The organism is Streptomyces sp. NBC_00306 (genome assembly GCF_036169555.1).
Lineage (GTDB): Bacteria > Actinomycetota > Actinomycetes > Streptomycetales > Streptomycetaceae > Streptomyces > Streptomyces achmelvichensis.
In genome coordinates this window covers 4,673,314-4,688,627 of the sequence record NZ_CP108032.1, presented here as the reverse complement: position 1 = coordinate 4,688,627, position 15,314 = coordinate 4,673,314, and the positions used below count along the sequence as shown (strand labels likewise).

At 69.2% G+C, this 15,314-nt stretch carries 17 protein-coding genes; 5 read left to right on the top strand and 12 right to left on the bottom strand.

Annotation, left to right across the window (positions count from 1 at the left end):
* Window positions 1-14: 14 nt before the first annotated feature.
* Window positions 15-407 carry a PLD nuclease N-terminal domain-containing protein gene (locus OHA05_RS20915; RefSeq protein ID WP_328861426.1) on the top strand — a complete coding sequence of 131 codons (393 nt, stop codon included), beginning with the start codon at window positions 15-17 and terminating at the stop codon, window positions 405-407.
* Window positions 408-417: 10 nt separating this feature from the next.
* The gene (locus tag OHA05_RS20910; RefSeq protein ID WP_328861425.1) at window positions 418-1,347 is read left to right on the top strand and encodes an isopenicillin N synthase family dioxygenase; all 930 of its coding nucleotides are present in this window, start codon (window positions 418-420) and stop codon (window positions 1,345-1,347) included.
* Window positions 1,348-1,429: 82 nt separating this feature from the next.
* On the opposite strand, the gene OHA05_RS20905 is transcribed toward OHA05_RS20910, so the two are convergent.
* From OHA05_RS20905 to hemL, 9 genes are all read right to left on the bottom strand, one after another.
* A complete protein-coding gene (locus tag OHA05_RS20905) occupies window positions 1,430-2,362 on the bottom strand; it encodes a CU044_5270 family protein (protein WP_328861424.1) in 933 nt (310 codons plus the stop codon).
* Window positions 2,359-2,952, bottom strand: coding sequence for an RNA polymerase sigma factor (locus tag OHA05_RS20900; protein ID WP_328863433.1), 594 nt, complete (start codon window positions 2,950-2,952; stop codon window positions 2,359-2,361). The genes OHA05_RS20905 and OHA05_RS20900 overlap by 4 nt, the downstream gene beginning before the upstream one ends.
* Before the next feature lie 88 nt (window positions 2,953-3,040).
* Window positions 3,041-4,123: a c-type cytochrome biogenesis protein CcsB gene (ccsB, locus tag OHA05_RS20895; RefSeq protein ID WP_313944798.1), complete on the bottom strand. Its 1,083-nt coding sequence runs from the start codon at window positions 4,121-4,123 to the stop codon at window positions 3,041-3,043.
* Window positions 4,120-5,802: a cytochrome c biogenesis protein ResB gene (gene resB, locus OHA05_RS20890; RefSeq protein WP_328861423.1), complete on the bottom strand. Its 1,683-nt coding sequence runs from the start codon at window positions 5,800-5,802 to the stop codon at window positions 4,120-4,122. The genes ccsB and resB overlap by 4 nt, the downstream gene beginning before the upstream one ends.
* 3 nt (window positions 5,803-5,805) lie before the next feature.
* Entirely contained in the window at window positions 5,806-6,543 is a 738-nt protein-coding gene (locus OHA05_RS20885) for a cytochrome c biogenesis CcdA family protein (RefSeq protein ID WP_313944800.1), read from the bottom strand.
* A complete protein-coding gene (locus tag OHA05_RS20880; protein ID WP_328861422.1) occupies window positions 6,543-7,148 on the bottom strand; it encodes a TlpA family protein disulfide reductase in 606 nt (201 codons plus the stop codon). Before OHA05_RS20880 ends, OHA05_RS20885 begins: the two co-directional genes overlap by 1 nt.
* 67 nt (window positions 7,149-7,215) lie before the next feature.
* Entirely contained in the window at window positions 7,216-8,460 is a 1,245-nt protein-coding gene (locus tag OHA05_RS20875; RefSeq protein ID WP_328861421.1) for a hypothetical protein, read from the bottom strand.
* 113 nt (window positions 8,461-8,573) lie between these two features.
* Window positions 8,574-9,221 (bottom strand): histidine phosphatase family protein, encoded by a 648-nt coding sequence (locus OHA05_RS20870; protein ID WP_313948908.1) that lies wholly within the window; start codon window positions 9,219-9,221, stop codon window positions 8,574-8,576.
* Between the two features lie 92 nt (window positions 9,222-9,313).
* A complete protein-coding gene (gene hemL / locus OHA05_RS20865; RefSeq protein ID WP_313944803.1) occupies window positions 9,314-10,621 on the bottom strand; it encodes a glutamate-1-semialdehyde 2,1-aminomutase in 1,308 nt (435 codons plus the stop codon).
* Window positions 10,622-10,894: 273 nt separating this feature from the next.
* Here hemL and OHA05_RS20860 point away from each other — a divergent pair, with 273 nt between their 5' ends.
* The gene (locus OHA05_RS20860; RefSeq protein WP_313944804.1) at window positions 10,895-11,455 is read left to right on the top strand and encodes a hypothetical protein; all 561 of its coding nucleotides are present in this window, start codon (window positions 10,895-10,897) and stop codon (window positions 11,453-11,455) included.
* Window positions 11,456-11,661: 206 nt separating this feature from the next.
* Here the strand turns inward: OHA05_RS20860 and OHA05_RS20855 are convergent, their stop codons facing one another.
* Together OHA05_RS20855 and OHA05_RS20850 are read right to left on the bottom strand one after the other, a co-directional pair.
* A complete protein-coding gene (locus OHA05_RS20855) occupies window positions 11,662-12,243 on the bottom strand; it encodes a dihydrofolate reductase family protein (RefSeq protein WP_328861420.1) in 582 nt (193 codons plus the stop codon).
* 349 nt (window positions 12,244-12,592) lie between these two features.
* Window positions 12,593-13,168 carry a TIGR03086 family metal-binding protein gene (locus tag OHA05_RS20850; protein WP_328861419.1) on the bottom strand — a complete coding sequence of 192 codons (576 nt, stop codon included), beginning with the start codon at window positions 13,166-13,168 and terminating at the stop codon, window positions 12,593-12,595.
* Between the two features lie 63 nt (window positions 13,169-13,231).
* On the opposite strand from OHA05_RS20850, the gene OHA05_RS20845 reads away from it, so the two are divergent.
* Window positions 13,232-14,062, top strand: a complete 831-nt coding sequence (locus tag OHA05_RS20845) for a helix-turn-helix domain-containing protein (protein WP_328861418.1) — start codon at window positions 13,232-13,234, stop codon at window positions 14,060-14,062.
* 44 nt (window positions 14,063-14,106) lie between these two features.
* Here the strand turns inward: OHA05_RS20845 and OHA05_RS20840 are convergent, their stop codons facing one another.
* Window positions 14,107-14,727: a hypothetical protein gene (locus OHA05_RS20840; RefSeq protein WP_328861417.1), complete on the bottom strand. Its 621-nt coding sequence runs from the start codon at window positions 14,725-14,727 to the stop codon at window positions 14,107-14,109.
* 45 nt (window positions 14,728-14,772) lie between these two features.
* Here OHA05_RS20840 and OHA05_RS20835 point away from each other — a divergent pair, with 45 nt between their 5' ends.
* The gene (locus OHA05_RS20835; RefSeq protein WP_328861416.1) at window positions 14,773-15,306 is read left to right on the top strand and encodes a GNAT family N-acetyltransferase; all 534 of its coding nucleotides are present in this window, start codon (window positions 14,773-14,775) and stop codon (window positions 15,304-15,306) included.
* Window positions 15,307-15,314: the final 8 nt, after the last annotated feature.

The window sequence follows — 15,314 nt, the reverse complement described above, 5'->3', positions numbered from 1 at the left end:
GGGACCGTACGACCATGCTCAGGTATCTGCCCTTCCTCCTGGTCCTGGCCCTGTGGATCTACGCCTTCATCGACTGCCTGAACACTCCCGAGAAGGAGGTCCGGCACCTGCCGAAGGTCGTCTGGGTGATCATCGTGCTGCTCTTCGGACAGGTGCTGCTCGGCCCCGTCGCCTGGCTGGTCGCGGGCCGCCCCCGCAAGGGCGCGCGAGGCGGCGGCTCGCCGTTCGAGCGCCGCCGCACCCAGTGGGTCGCCCCGGACGACAACCCCGACTTCCTCAAGTCCCTGAAGGACGAGAAGGCCGAGAAGGACGCACGGGCGGCGAAGGACGCGGACGAGGCCCAGGCGGCGAAGGACGCCGACGCGGAGGAGCTGCGGCGCCGCGAGCGCGAGGACGACGACCGCTGAGAGGACTTCGGTGACCGGACGCGGGATTCCCACCATCGATCTGCGCCACTGGCACTACGGAGACACGGAGGACCGCGCGGGCATCGCGGCGGTCGCCGACGAGGCGCTGCGCCGCGCCGGCTTCCTCCTCGTCACGGGTCATGGTGTCGACCCGGAGGTGCGCGCGGAGATCCGGGACGTGGCGCGGGAGTTCTTCCGGCTGCCGCGGACCGTGAAGGAGCCGTACGCGGTACGGGTCGGCGGCCGGGGCTGGCTCGGTCCGGGCGCGGAGGCCAACGGCTATGCGGAGGGCACCGAGACACCGCCGGACCTCAAGGAGTCGCTGTCCTTCGCGGCCGACGAGCCGACCGGCGACGCGGCCGTGGACGCCGAGTGGTTCCTGCCCAACACCTGGCCCGGTGAGGTGCCCCGGCTCAAAGCCCTGGTCGAGACGTACCTGGGGCAGATGCGGGCCCTGTCGGACGGTCTTCTGGAGCTCCTCGCGGTCGCGCTCGGCGAGCCGGAGTCCTTCTTCACCCGGCACACGGGACACCCGACCTGGGGCTTCAACATCAACTGGTACCCGAGCCGGGACCGCATCGGAGACCCGCGGCCGGGCCAGTTCCGCATCGGCCCGCACACCGACTTCGGCACGGTCACCGTGCTGGACCGGCAGGAGGGCAGGGGCGGTCTCCAGGTCTTCACCGACGAGGCCGGCTGGGAGGACGCGCCCTTCGCCCCGGACGCCTTCACGATCAACATCGGTGATCTGATGGCCCGCTGGACGGACGGCCGCTGGCGCTCGGGCCGCCACCGGGTGCTGCCTCCGCCGGCGGACGCGCCGGCGGAGGAGCTGATGTCGCTGGTCTACTTCTACGAGTGCGATCCCGGCACCGATGTGCGGGGCGTGGACTCGCACGTCCACCTGCGCGCCCAGCTGGACGCGATCTCGGCGGACTGACCCGGCTCCACCGGCGGAGACGGTGGCCACCGGTTGCGGAGCCGCAGCGCCGCCGACCCTCCGGCCGTCGACGCAGTGCGCCCTACGACGTCTGCCGGACCCGGTCGACGACCACCCGCTTCATGATCGCCCTCGTACCTGCCACTTCCCCCTTACGCAGTCCCGCCACGGTGTCCCGCACCGCGACTCCCCGCTCGCCGAGGTACGCCTTGGTCCTCTTGTCGAAGATCAGCTCCTCGCGCACTCCGTCGGACTCCCGGGCGACACCGACACCCCGCCGGCCCGCCGCGTCCACGGTGTCCTCCACGACCTCGACACCGGGAATCTTCGCGGCTGCCCGGTACAGAGCGGCGCTCACGTCGGGCGGCATCAGCGACTCGCCCAGCAGGTCGCCGACGAGGGTGAACGTGCTCTGGTCCTCGCTCTTGCCGTTCTCACTCACCCGGTGCAGCCACTTCAGCATGCCGTCAGGGTCGGTGGGCAGGGTCTGAAGATGGCGGTAGGAGGTATTTCTTTCGATGCCGGCAGGCTGGGCATCCAGAGGCGATTCGCCGTTGTCGTTGTCCTCACGGAGCAGCCCTTGCCTCGTGCCGTCGACCGAGAGCCAGACCTCCCGCTTGTGGACGGGGTCGAAGTGCGGCCTCTTCTCGCCCATGACGTACCTGACATAGCCGACCCGGCTCTCGATGTAGACGAACTGGTCGTCGCGGATGTCGCCGAGTTGTTCGGAGTGCTCGGCGGCGAGAGCGATGTCCTCCAGCAGCGCGGCCGCCTCCGTCGGAGGCCTGTCTGCGCCGTCGCCGTCGCTGTCGCCGCTGCTCTGCCCCGACACGGCAAGTGCGATCACCATGCTCGCCGCGACCGCGCCCGCGAGGAGCGGACCCATGAAGGCCGGCCTGCGCCACACCTTCCGTGCGGTTGCCGCGCTCTTCTCGTTGCCGATCTCGCTCATGAGGTGCTCCTTCAGGACGCGATGGCGACCAGGCGGGAGGTCCCTCTCGGGAAGTTCGGTCATCGGTTCCCCTCCTGGATCTGCCCCGCCGCGGGGATGCGGCCACCTCTTACCTGTCCGCACGACCGGAGCAGTTCCACCTGCCGCGCGAGCTTGACGCGGGCCCGCGACAGACGGGATCTCACCGTGCCCATCGGCACGCCGAGCGCCTCGGCGGCAGCCGCGTAGTCCAGTCCGGCCCAGACGCACAGCGCGAAGACCTCGCGTTCCGGTCGCCGGAGTTTCGCCAGGGCAGCCTGGATCAGTGCGAGTTGCGCCGTGTCGTCGAGGCGGCCCGCGACGTCCTCCGCGAAGTCCCGCACCACCTCGTCACGCGGCAGCCGGGACACGGCTGCCGCGTGCCGCCGGGTCGCCCGGCGGGCATTGCGTGTCACGTTCGTGGCGGTGCCCAGCAGCCACGGCCGCAGCGATCCGCCGTCCGGATCGGTCTTTCCCCGTAACCGCCAGGCCTCCAGGAACGTCAGCGAGACGACATCCTCCGCGAGTGACCAGTCCCCCGTCAGTCGGTAGGCGTGGTTGTAGACCGAGCGTGCGTACGTGTCGAAGAGTTCTCCGAAGGCCTCTCGGTCCCCCGCCCGGATCCGGGCTCGTATGGTGTCCACACCTTCAACTGTCCGCACGGCAAAGGCCGGTGCCGGTGACGTGGGTCACAGGAACCGGCCTCGGTGAGGAGTGGGAGTCTCAGACGCCCGCGTAGCTGTGCTTGCCGGTCACGAAGATGTTCACGCCGTAGTAGTTGAACAGCCAGCAGCCGAAGGCGATCAGTGCCAGGTAGGCGGCCTTGCGGCCCTTCCAGCCGGCCGTCGCGCGGGCGTGCAGGTAACAGGCGTACGCGACCCAGGTGATGAAGGACCAGACCTCCTTGGGGTCCCAGCCCCAGTACCGGCCCCATGCGTCGCCCGCCCAGATCGCGCCCGCGATGATCGTGAACGTCCACAGCGGGAAGACCGCCGCGTTGACGCGGTAGGCGAACTTGTCCAGCGAGGCCGCGGACGGCAGCCGGTCGAGGACCGAGGTGGCGAAGGCGCCGGGCCTGCCGCCCTTGGCGAGCTTGTTCTCGTACGAGTCGCGGAACAGGTACAGCGCCGTGCCCACCGCGCCCAGGTAGAACACCGCGCCGCAGATGATCGCGGTGGAGACGTGGATCCACAGCCAGTACGAGTGCAGCGCCGGCACCAGCTGGTCGCTCTCGGTGTAGAGCACGGTGGTCGCGATGCCCAGGTCCAGCAGGACCGTGGTGACCAGCGGCAGACCGACCCAGCGGATGTTCTTCTTCGCGAGCAGGAACGCGAGGTACGCGCCGACCGCCACCGTGGAGAAGGTGATGGAGAACTCGTACATGTTGCCCCAGGGGGCGCGCTGCACCGACATCGCCCGCGCGACGACACCGCCGGCCTCGATCAGGAACGCGAGAACGGTCAGCGAGACGGCGATCCGGCCGTACAGATCGCCCTTCTCCGTACCGCCGGCCGCGCCGGGCCCGTCCGGGACGTCGCGGGTGCCCGCCGCCGAGCGCGTGACGATCTTCGGCCGGTCGAGCACGGCGGTCGAACCGCCCTGCTTCGAGCGGACCGTGACCGCCGGGGCCGCGGCGGAGGCGGCACCGGTCAGCGCGGCGGCCGTGCGGCCGACCTTGCTGCGGCTGCCGAAGACCCACTCGGCGATGTGGGCGAAGAAGGCCAGCGTGTAGACGGCCATCGCCGAATAGATCAGCACATTGCTGATGTTCGCCAGGTTCTCGTTGGTTGCGGCGGCGAGAGTCACTTCTCAGCCCCTTCGGAAGAAACTTCCACTGGTTCGGGCGCGGTGGGCGCCTCTGTGTTGAGGGTCGCGGCCAGGTCGGCCAGTTCTTCGGGCAGCTTCGCCGACTCGCTGCGGCCGAGGCCCGCCATCTCGACGACGGTGACACCGTCCTCGCCGGTGACGGCCCGCACCCAGACGCGGCGGCGCTGGATGAACAGGGAGCCGATCAGACCCGCGATGGCGACGATCGCTCCGGTCAGCGCCCATCCGGTGGCCGGCTGGTGCGTGATCTGGAAGGTCGCCCACTCCTTCACGTCCTTCTCGAACGTGATGGAGCCCGCCCCGTCGGGGAGGGTCAGCGTCTCGCCGGGCAGCAGGTTCTTCTTCAGGATGTTGCCGTCGGCGTCCTTGAACGGCTTCATCTTCCGGGTGTCGAGCTGGTACACGTTCTGCGGCAGACCCGAGTCGACACCCAGGCTGCCGTGGTAGGCGCCGACGTTCAGTACCGGGAACTCCAGCCCCGGGAACTGCGAGAACATCTGGCCCTTGCCCTTGCCCGCGTACGTGGGCACGAACATCGCCGGAAAACCGAGCTGGTCCTTACGTCCGGTTTTGTCCCGGTAGCCGTCCATCACCTTGATCGCGCCGGTCGAGGTGACGTTGTTGTCGATGGGCAGCAGCGGCACGGCGCCGTTGAAGACGACATGGCCCTTGCCGTCCCGGACGGTGACGACGGGCGCGTACCCGTGGCCGTTGAGATAGACCTTGGTGTCGTCGAACACGAGGGGCTTGTTGACCTCGATGGTCTTCGTGCCCTCGGTGCCGTCGGCGCGCGTGTAGCTGACGCCGGCCTCGTAGGTGCGCGGCGTACCGCGCTGCGGCCCGCTCTTCGCGTACGTCCCCGTGAACCGGTCGAGCGTGAAGCTGAACGGCGACAGCTCGTCCGTGCTGAACAGCGAGCCGGACTTGAAGTCGTCGTACTGGGTGAGCGTGTTGGAGAAGCCGTCGCCCTCGACGATCAGCTTGCCGCCCTCGGACTTGAAGAGCTGGCCCGCCGCGAACGCCACCAGCATCACGATCAGCGCGATGTGGAAGAGGAGGTTGCCGGTCTCGCGCAGATAGCCCTTCTCGGCGGCGACGGCGTTGCCGACGGTGTGGGCGCGGAAGCGGCGGCGCCGCAGGATCGTGAGCGCGGCCTCACGGACACGCTCGGGTTCCGCCTCCGTACGCCACGTCGTGTACGCGGGCATCCGGTTCAGCCGGCCCGGCGCGCCCGGCGGGCGGCTGCGGAGCTGGCCGACGAACTGCCAGGTGCGCGGCACGATGCAGCCGATGAGGGAGACGAACAGCAGGATGTAGATCGCCGAGAACCACACCGAGCTGTAGACGTCGAAGAGCTGGAACCGCTCGAAGAGCGGTGTCCAGAACTCGTGGGTGGCCTTCCACGACTGCACCTTCAGCTCGTCCACGCTGTTCTGCGGTACCAGCGAGCCGGGAATCGCGCCCAGCGAGAGCAGGAACAGCAGGATCAGCGCGACCCGCATCGAGGTCAGCTGCCGCCAGAACCAGCGGGCCCAGGCGACCACCCCGAACGAAGGCCCGGAGACGGGGGCCTCCTCGGCGGGGGCGGTCGAGAGCTGCGCGCCGGCGGCGGCGTACTCCCCGCTGTCCCGCTGCTCTTCGGTCTCGGTCTTGCTCATGGATCAGATCCCCACCTGGAAGCCTTCGGACCAGCCCTGCATCTCCTGGACCATGCTGTCCCACGCACCTGTGAGCAGCAGCAGACCGGTCGCGACCATCATGCCGCCGCCGATCCGCATCACCCACGCATAGTGCCGCTTGACCCAGCCGAACGCGCCGAGCGCCTTGCGGAAGGCGATCGCGGCGAGGATGAACGGCAGCCCGAGCCCCACGCAGTACGCGGCGGTCAGGATCGCCCCGCGGCCCGCGCTGGCCTGCTCGGCGGCGAGTGCGTTGACCGAGGTCAGGGTGGGGCCGATGCACGGGGTCCAGCCGATGCCGAACAGGGCGCCCAGCACCGGCGCGCCGACCAGCCCGGTCACCGGCCGCTTGTGGAAGCGGAATTCACGCTGGGTGAACCACGGCATGAGACCCACGAAGAAGATCCCCATGACGATCATCAGCACACCGAGGACGGTGGTCAGCGTCTCCCGGTGTTCCTGGAGCGTCCAGCCGAAGTAGCCGAAGAGCGCGCCGCCGGAGATGAAGACGGCGGAGAAGCCGAGGACGAAGAGCGCCGCACCGGCGGCCATCCGGCCCCGCTTCGCCTCGGCGAGATCGGTTCCGGTGACCCCGGTGACGTACGAGAGGTAGCCGGGGACCAGCGGCAGGACACACGGCGAGAAGAAGGAGACGAGCCCTCCGAGTACGGCGATGGGCAGGGCGAGCAGCAGGGCCCCGCTGAAGACCGTCTCGTTCATCACTTCTCCGCGATCAGCGGTTCGACGAGCTTGCGCAGTTCGCTCTCGTCGAGCGCCTTCAGCGAACGCGCCGCGATCTTTCCGTCACGGTCGAGAACGATCGTGGAGGGAATGGCCTGCGGATTGAGACTGCCCTTCGGGAAGCCCGTGACGATCAGCTTGCCCGCCGGGTCGTAAAGGCTCGGGTACTCGATGCCGTAGTCCTTCTCGAAGGAGATGGCCGGGCCCTTGTTGGCGTCTCGGGTGTTGATCCCGACGAACTCCACGCCCTTCGGCTTGGTCTCCTTGGCCACCTTCGCGAAGTGCCGCGCCTCGGCACGGCACGGCGGGCACCAGGAGCCCCAGACATTCATCACGACGACCTTGCCCTTGAGGTCGGCGACATCGAGCTGCGCGCCGTCGAGGGTCTCACCGGCGAGCTTGTGGGGCGCCGTGCGCTTCCCCTTCGCCACGGTGGAGATGCCGCCCGTGTCGGTGACGAAGTTGGTGTCGCCGCCACCGCCCGACTTCCCGGAGTCCTCGCCGGTGCAGGCGGACAGGACAAGCGCGCCGGCCGCGGCACAAGAGGCCAGCAGGACGGTGCGGGGGGCACGGCGAATACTCATGTGAAAAGTTTCGCATGGCGCTTCCGGCGATCTTCCGCGCCCCCCTGCGCGTCCGTGGGGCCGCGTGTCAGGCGGCCTTGAAGAAGGTGTTCCAGCCGCCCGCCGGGGCCTGGCCGACCTCCAGCGAGCAGAGCTTGGCGAGCACCTGCGGGTCCTGGACGTCGATCCAGTCGCAGAACTGCCGGAAGGACACCAGCCGTACGTCCTTCTTTCCGGCCATGCCCTTGATCGCCTCCTCGACGGCGTCCATGTAGATGCCGCCGTTCCACTGCTCGAAGTGGTTGCCTATGAAGAAGGGCGCGCGATTGGTCTCGTAGGCGCGCTTGAATCCTTCGAGGTATGCCTTGGTCGCCTGCTTCTTCCAGCGCGGGTAGTTCTCGGGCATGCCCTTGGTCGAATTCTGCGACTGGTTGGCGAGGATGTTGTAGTCCATCGAGAGGACTTCGAAGGAGCGGCCGGGGAAAGGTATCTGCTGCAGCGGCAGGTCCCACAGGCCCTTGCGCTTCTCCGGCCACTTCTGGCGGCCGCCGGGCGAGCTGGCGTCGTAGCGCCAGCCGAGCTTCTTGGCCGTCGGCAGCAGCCGGTCCTGTCCGAGCAGACAGGGGGTGCGGGCGCCGACGAGTTCCTTGCGGTAGTCGAAGGGCAGCGGATCGAGATCCTTCCAGCCGCTGTTGGTGCGCCAGCGGGTGACGAACGACACAGCCTGCTCCGTCTCGTTCTCCCAGTCGGCGGGCGACCAGTTGCCGACCGAGCCGGAGCCCGCGCAGAAGTGCCCGTTGAAGTGCGTGCCTATCTCATGGCCCTCCAGCCAGGCCTGGCGCACGTACTTCAGCGTCTCCTTGATGTGGTCGTCGGTGAGGTAGCCGATGTCGGAGGCGCCGGTGGCGTTGTTCGGCGGGCGGTAGAGGGACTTCTTCGACTCGGGCAGCAGATAGATCCCGGAGAGGAAGAACGTCATGGCCGCGTCGTGGTTCTTGGCCAGTTCGAGGAAGCGGGGGAAGAGGCCGTTGCCGACCTCGCCGGCACCGTCCCAGGAGAAGACGACGAACTGCGGGGGCGTCTGTCCCGGTTCGAGGGGAACCGGCTTCGCGGGCTGGTGCGGCTGCGCCCCGGTGTCGGAGGTGGAGCCGTCGCCTATGAGCCGGGCCTGGCTCTCGGAGGGCGACGGCTTCCCCGTCCCGCCCTTACCGCTGCCACTTGACCCGGTTTGTCCATTGTTGTCCGACCCGAGGGAGCCGCAGCCCGCGATCCCCATCGCGGCCGCGGCTCCAAGTCCTGCCCCGAGCAAGCCCCTTCGGCTGATGTCGCGCATATCGATCCCATCCGCACCCTCCCGGAGGAGAGAGCCCATACAAACCGGCCACCGGTTGAGATGGGCCACGCACGACGGGGGTTCCCGCGCCAACAGCACATTTTTGCGAAGAACTACGCGCCGAATGCCTTCGCTTTACCCTTCACAGGCTTCGCACCGGCAAGCAGATGCGCGGGAACAAGATCACGGGCGGGCTCCGAATAGCCGACCGAAACGATCCTGTCGCCCTGGTAGGTGAAGGTGGTCAGCGACGCCAGCGTGCACTGCCGGCGACGCGGGTCGTGCCACAGCCGGCGCCGCTCGACGAAGCTGCGCACCGTCCAGATCGGCAGCTGGTGACTGACGCACACGGCCTCGTGCCCACGGGCGGCGTCCCGTGCGGCGCTCAGCGCGCTCATCATGCGGACGACCTGGTCGACGTACGGCTCGCCCCAGGAGGGACGGAACGGATTGGTGAGATGGCGCCAGTTGGCCGGCTTGCGCAGCGCGCCGTCGCCGACACCGAAGGTCTTGCCCTCGAAGACATTGCCGGCCTCGATCAGCCGGTCATCGGTCTCGAGCGTCAGACCGTGGCTCTTGGCCAGCGGCGAGGCGGTCTCCTGGGCGCGCTCCAGCGGGGAGGCGACGACATGGGTGATGTCCCGGCCGGCGAGGTGCTCGGCGACCCGGTCGGCCATCTGCCGGCCCAGCTCGGACAGGTGATAGCCGGCGCGACGGCCGTAGAGCACGCCGTCCGGGTTGTCGACCTCGCCGTGCCGCATCAGGTGGACGACGGTGATGTCCTTGCCGTCGACGGCCTTGTCGTCGATGTCCCTGGTGCCGTTGTCCTTGTTGTCGTTGTCCTTGTTGTCGCTCATGCCGTGGCCTCCGCGGCGGCGCGGGCGGCGGACGGCAGTGCGGCGGCGATCCGCTCCACGGCCCGCTCGTCGTGGGCGGTCGAGACGAACCAGGACTCGAAGGCGGACGGCGGCAGATAGACACCCGCGGCCAGCATCGCGTGGAAGAAGGCGGTGAAGCGGAAGGCCTCCTGGCGCTTCGCGTCCTCGTAGTCGCGCACCTCGTCCGCGGTGAAGAAGACGGAGAACATGTTGCTCGCGGTCTGCAGCCGGTGCGCCACGCCCTCCTTGCTCAGCGCGTCGGTCACCAGGGACCGGATCTCCGCGGACACGGCGTCGACCTTGGCGTACGCGGCGTCGTCCAGCAGCCGCAGCTGCGCGAGTCCAGCGGCGGTCGCGACCGGGTTACCGGAGAGCGTGCCCGCCTGGTAGACGGGGCCGGCCGGGGCGAGGTGGGCCATGACGTCGGCGCGGCCGCCGAACGCCGCGGCCGGGAACCCGCCGCCCATGACCTTGCCGAAGGTCAGCAGGTCGGCCTCGACACCGTCCACGCCGAACCAGCCGGACCTGCTGGTGCGGAAGCCGGTCATCACCTCGTCGGAGATGTAGAGCGCGCCGTTCTCGCGGCAGATGTCCTTCAGGCCCTGGTTGAAGCCCGGCAGCGGCGGAACGACGCCCATGTTGCCGGGCGAGGCCTCGGTGATCACACAGGCGATCTCGCCGGGGTGCGCGGCGAAGGCCTGGCGTACGGCCTCCAGGTCGTTGTACGGCAGGACGACGGTCTCGCCGGCCTGGGCGCCGGTGACCCCGGGTGTGTCGGGCAGCCCGAACGTCGCGACGCCCGAGCCCGCGGCGGCCAGCAGCGCGTCCACGTGACCGTGGTAGCAGCCGGCGAACTTCACGACCTTGGCACGGCCGGTGAATCCGCGGGCGAGGCGGATGGCCGACATCGTGGCCTCGGTACCGCTGGAAACAAGCCGTACCTGCTCGACGGGCGCGACCCGGGCCACGATCTCCTCGGCCAGGGCGACTTCGCCCTCACCGGGCGTCCCGAAGGAGGTACCGCGGGCCACCGCCGCCTGTACCGCCTCGATGACGGCCGGGTGGGAGTGCCCGAGGATCATCGGCCCCCACGAGCAGACGAGGTCCACGTACTCGCGTCCGTCCGCGTCGGTGAGGTACGGACCGGTACCGGACACCATGAACCGGGGCGTACCGCCCACAGCACGGAAGGCACGCACGGGGGAATTGACGCCGCCGGGCGTCACGAGGGACGCGCGGTCGAAAAGCGCCTGCGAAACTGGGGCTTCGTATGAATACGCCACTTTGGTCCTGATCTGCGGTTCGGGTGTTCGGGCAGCCAAGGAGGATGATCTCGGCCACCGGTGAGCAGGGAGCGCGATCTCCTCGTATTACGAAACGGCGTCACCCCCCTCGCGTCTGCGAAACTGGGGCGACACAGGGAAAGCTCACGGAATCCATGGTGTCAGAGGCTGTGACGTTCTTGCGGACGGGTGTTTCACAGCACGTTCGTGGGGGAGGTCACTGTCACGATGATCGGGTTGCGCGGCGGGGGCTGCGAGTGGTCGGGTGGAGATATGCATCGCGGTGGCGGACTGGGCGAGGGGACCGACGACCTGGGTCCCGAGCCTGCCCGGCGGGGAAAGCACCGGCGAGGCGAATCGGCGGCGCACGAGCCCACGGGAAGCAGGAGCGGCCGAGTGGGGGTGACCTACAAATACTTCGGAGCACCTGACGGGGCCACGGCCGCCAGGGTGCCGATTTCGATGCGCCCGGAAGAGCTGGGCGGCGACGAACTCGGTATGGGCGGGCTGTTCACCAAGATCAAGCCCGAGACGATAGCGGCGATGGTGCTGACCGGAATCCAGGGCATGCCCCTGAACAAGGTGCCGCCGCTGGAGCTCGTGGTGCTGCACCCGGACTACGCGGTGGTCAAACTCCCGATGACGGTGGTCGACCCGCTGCGGGACATCGGCGAGGAGTCGGTGGGCGCGGCGGCCTTCATCTGGTCGACGGTCCCGGACCGCGGGGGCCCGCGGGACGCGTTCAACGTGTACCAGCTGCTGCACGAATGGCAGGACTTCAGCCACCGCCTGCACGAGGCGGGGCATCAGCCGTACTGCCTGGTGTGGCCCTGAGCTGGGGTTTCACTGGTTCGAGGCGGGGTTTTCGGACCCCGCCTTTGTCATGTGCCGAGAGGGGGCGTCAGGCGGCCACGGCGCATTGAGCGCACGTTGGTTTCGCTGGGGCGCTGATGTGCCCTGGGCGGCGGGCGGCTCTCCGTCGTCCTACCCTCGGCGGCGCGGTTGTCCGCCTCGGTTCTTCGCTTACCCGCTCAGATCGGTCAACGGCGCACGCGATAGCGCAGGTGAAGCACCCGGTTGCCCTGAATCACCACGTCAGGATCCTCCAACAGGTGCTGCGCGTCGACCGACCCGAAGTAGCGCTTGCCGGACCCGAACACGACGGGTACGACGTCCATGCGCACCTCGTCGACCAGGCCCGCGGCAAGCACCTGGCCACCGACATCGCCGGCGGCGACCTCGACCGTGCGGTCGCCCGCAAGCTCCTGTGCCTTGGCCACGGCTGCCTCGACGCCGTCGACGAAGTGAAACGGCGCCTCGGGGTCCCAGCCCTCGGGCTGCGGCCGGTGCGTCACGACAACCACGTGATCGATCCCGCTCGGAGGCTTCCCGTCCCAGCCGTCCGTCAGGTCGAAGACGTGGCGTCCTGCGATGGTCACCCCGATCTGGTCCCAGTACGGCCGGGTGTAGTCGTAGGACGTCTGTGACACCTTCAACGCGCCGCTCTCGTCCAACGGGACGTCACCGCTGGACAACCAGTCGAACAGCGGTCCGGGCTGGTCGTTCTCGTCCGCGACGAAGCCGTCCACCGACACCGAGGCGTACATGACCACCTTGCCCACGGGCTCTCCTCTGCTTAGGGGTGCCCCAAATTAGCGTGTCGTGAGCCGTTCGCTCGTGTAAGAAATCAATCGGCCGGCAGCGGCCGGCCGTCCAGCGCGTGGCCGGGATGTCCAACCACTTGAAGCCTCGCCGGCGATTGAGGCGAACCCCGTGAACAGAGGCCCGGGCACGCATGTCCAGCCCCGCCGGCGCTTGAGGCGAGGCCCGCACCGAGAAACCCGCACGAACCAAGCTGGGCCAACCACTTGAAGCCCCGCCGGCGCTTGAGGCGAACCCGCGATCAAGGGCCCGGGCGGATCGAACCGGGCCAAGCCCCATCAAGCTCCGCCGGCGATTGATGCGAACCCCCTACCCCCGTACCCACCCCGGATCCCGCCCCGTCACCCCCAGCACCCTCTCGAACGCGGACGCCCCCTCCCCCAACGCCACCGGCTCCCCGAACACGCCACCCTCGCGGGCCATCGGGGCCATCCGGTCCAGCGCGGGACCGAGCTCCGCCACCACCGCCGCGGGCGGCGTGAACTCCTGACCCGTCGCCCTCGCCAGATCCCACGCGTGCACGGTCAGATCGCCCAGCACCATGTGCCCCACCGTCCTGGCCGGCAGGCCGAACGTGCCCGTGGTGCCCTCCTCCGCGCCCGGCGCCGCCCACGCGCCGACCAGCGTCGCCGTTTCCTCGGCGAACCGCTCGCGCCAGTCCCCGCCGCCGTCGACGAAGCGCGCCTCCACGCCGAAGTCCGCGTCCTTCTTCGCCGCCAACGCCTGGAAGTTGATCACCACCTGAGTGAGGTGGTCGATCAGCGCCCGTACGTCGTACTCCGCACACGGCGTCGGATCGTCCAGCCGGTCGTCGGTGATGCCGCGCACCACCGGAACAGCACACTCCGCCGCCGCTTCGAGAAGATCACTGATGGTGTTCGTCATGGACCGACCGTAGGCCCGGCAACAGCGCTGCGTATTGAACAAACGCGACATAGGATCCCCGTCATGGCAGGTCCGCGCCGCGACACCCGCGGCATCGTCGAAGCCCGCGAGCTGTTCAGCCGTGTCCGTTTCCGACGCCGCGAGCCCGCGCCGGCGCTGCGTCCGTACCTCGAGCACTACTGGCTCATCGACTGGGATCTGCCGGAGCCGTATGCCTCGCACGTCGTTCCCCACCCCTGCGTCAACATCGTGTTCCAGCGGTACGGCGGCGAGCCGCCCTGGGGCGAGGTGGCCGGCATCGGCCTGGAGCTGTTCACACAGAAGCTGGAGGGCGAGGGCCGGGTGTGCGGGGTGCAGTTCCGGCCGGGCGGCTACCGGCCGTTCACTCCCGAGCGGCCGGTAGCGGACTGGACGGGGCGCCGGGTGCCGATCGCGGACGCCCTGCCGGGCACCGACCCCGTGACTGCTCCGGCAGCGATCTGCGGCCCCGACGACGAGGATGACCGGGTCGCCGCTCTCGACGCGTTCCTCCTCGGCCTCGCCCCCGAGCCCGACCCCCAGTCACTGCGCGCCATGGAACTGGTGGACCGGGTGCGCAGCGACCGTACGATCCGCCGGGTCGCACAACTGGCAGAGGTGGAAGGGCTGTCGGCCCGGTCGCTGCAACGGCTGTTCGCCGCGTACGTCGGGGTGGGGCCGAAGTGGGTGATCCTGCGCTACCGCATCCATGAGGCTCTGGAGCGCGCCGAGTCGAGCGAGGATCCGCAGACCGCACCGGACTGGGCGGCGCTGGCGGCCGAGCTCGGTTACAGCGATCAGGCCCATCTCGTACGGGACTTCACGGCGACGGTGGGCGTACCGCCGACGGCGTATGCCCGTCCGCCCGGTTTCTGAGGTCCGTGGATTCCCTGTGCCCAGGCCGCGCACCCCGGGACGGTTCAGTACGTCTCGCTGACCCCGACCGCCCCCGCCCCGTGCTCCGCGGCATACCGCAGTACCCGCAACGGACCGTCCAGCAGCGTGCCGGCGTCGAAGCCCGGTTCGTCGCTCATGGCGGACATCCATACGTCGATACGGCCGAGGATCTCTGCCCGGCGCGGCCCGTTCACGGCGAGCACCGACTCGGCGTGCGGCAGAACCGCGCGTACCTCCGCCGCCGTGAGCAGGAAATCGCCGAACCAGCCGGGCAACCGCGCCGCGGCCTCCGCCCCGAGGCCGTAGTAGAGGGCCACGGCCGGATCGCCCTTGCGCGCGGCCGCGGCGAAGGCGGCATCGCCCTCCGCGTCGCGCAACAGATCCATGCTCGCCTCCTTCATGGCGGCGACGGCCGGTGAACTCGGGCCACCACTACGTGCGAAGGCGGCGAAACGATGCGCTGCCGGTGTCGGCAGGGGCGTGAAATAGGGCTCGCGGTCACCGCCGCCGATCCACCAGGCCAGATCCTCGGCATAGCCCGGCGGTGTCGTCCACTCGCCTTCCGCATGGCTGAACCGGGCCGGCAGCGCGGCCACTTCGGCGTCGGGAACGGCGCCGATCGCCCAGACACCGGTGAAGCTCATCGTCCTGACCCCCGGTTGTCGGACCTGCCTCCTACAGTGCGTTCCATGGAGATCAAAGCATCGGCGGTACGTATCGAGCCATGGTCGGCGGGCGACTTCGAGCTGCTGCGCGCGGCGAACGTCCCGGAGATGATGGACCACCTCGGCGGTCCTGAATCCGATGAACAGCTGGTCAAGCGCCATCAGCGCTATGTGGAGCTGAGTTCCGACCGCACGGGCAAGGGCAGGATGTACCGCGTGGTTCTCGAGGAGACCGGGGAGGCGGCGGGCTCGGTCGGCTTCTGGGAGCACGAGTGGCAGGGGCAGCAGGTGTACGAGACGGGCTGGAGCGTCCTGCCCGGTTTCCAGGGCCGGGGCATCGCCACGTCCGCCACCCTCGCGGTGGCCCGGGCGGCCCGCGCCGAGCACAAGCACCGCTATCTGCACGCCTTCCCGTCCATCGAGAACGCCCCGTCCAACGGGGTGTGCCGGAAGGCCGGTTTCGAGCTGCTCGGTGAGTACGACTTCGAGTACCCGCCGGGCAACCCGCTGCGGTCGAACGACTGGCGGCTTGACCTGGAGTCCCTGCCGGACTCGTAGGCCGGGCG

Coding starts and splice junctions, on each gene's coding strand:
- OHA05_RS20915 (WP_328861426.1), top strand. CDS start 15: ATGCTCAGGTATCTGCCCTTCCTCCTGGTCCTGGCCCTGTGGATCTAC.
- OHA05_RS20905 (WP_328861424.1), bottom strand. CDS start 2,362: ATGACCGAACTTCCCGAGAGGGACCTCCCGCCTGGTCGCCATCGCGTC.
- resB (WP_328861423.1), bottom strand. CDS start 5,802: ATGAGCAAGACCGAGACCGAAGAGCAGCGGGACAGCGGGGAGTACGCC.
- OHA05_RS20885 (WP_313944800.1), bottom strand. CDS start 6,543: ATGAACGAGACGGTCTTCAGCGGGGCCCTGCTGCTCGCCCTGCCCATC.
- OHA05_RS20880 (WP_328861422.1), bottom strand. CDS start 7,148: ATGAGTATTCGCCGTGCCCCCCGCACCGTCCTGCTGGCCTCTTGTGCC.
- OHA05_RS20875 (WP_328861421.1), bottom strand. CDS start 8,460: ATGCGCGACATCAGCCGAAGGGGCTTGCTCGGGGCAGGACTTGGAGCC.
- OHA05_RS20870 (WP_313948908.1), bottom strand. CDS start 9,221: ATGCGGCACGGCGAGGTCGACAACCCGGACGGCGTGCTCTACGGCCGT.
- OHA05_RS20860 (WP_313944804.1), top strand. CDS start 10,895: ATGCATCGCGGTGGCGGACTGGGCGAGGGGACCGACGACCTGGGTCCC.
- OHA05_RS20850 (WP_328861419.1), bottom strand. CDS start 13,168: ATGACGAACACCATCAGTGATCTTCTCGAAGCGGCGGCGGAGTGTGCT.
- OHA05_RS20845 (WP_328861418.1), top strand. CDS start 13,232: ATGGCAGGTCCGCGCCGCGACACCCGCGGCATCGTCGAAGCCCGCGAG.
- OHA05_RS20840 (WP_328861417.1), bottom strand. CDS start 14,727: ATGAGCTTCACCGGTGTCTGGGCGATCGGCGCCGTTCCCGACGCCGAA.
- OHA05_RS20835 (WP_328861416.1), top strand. CDS start 14,773: ATGGAGATCAAAGCATCGGCGGTACGTATCGAGCCATGGTCGGCGGGC.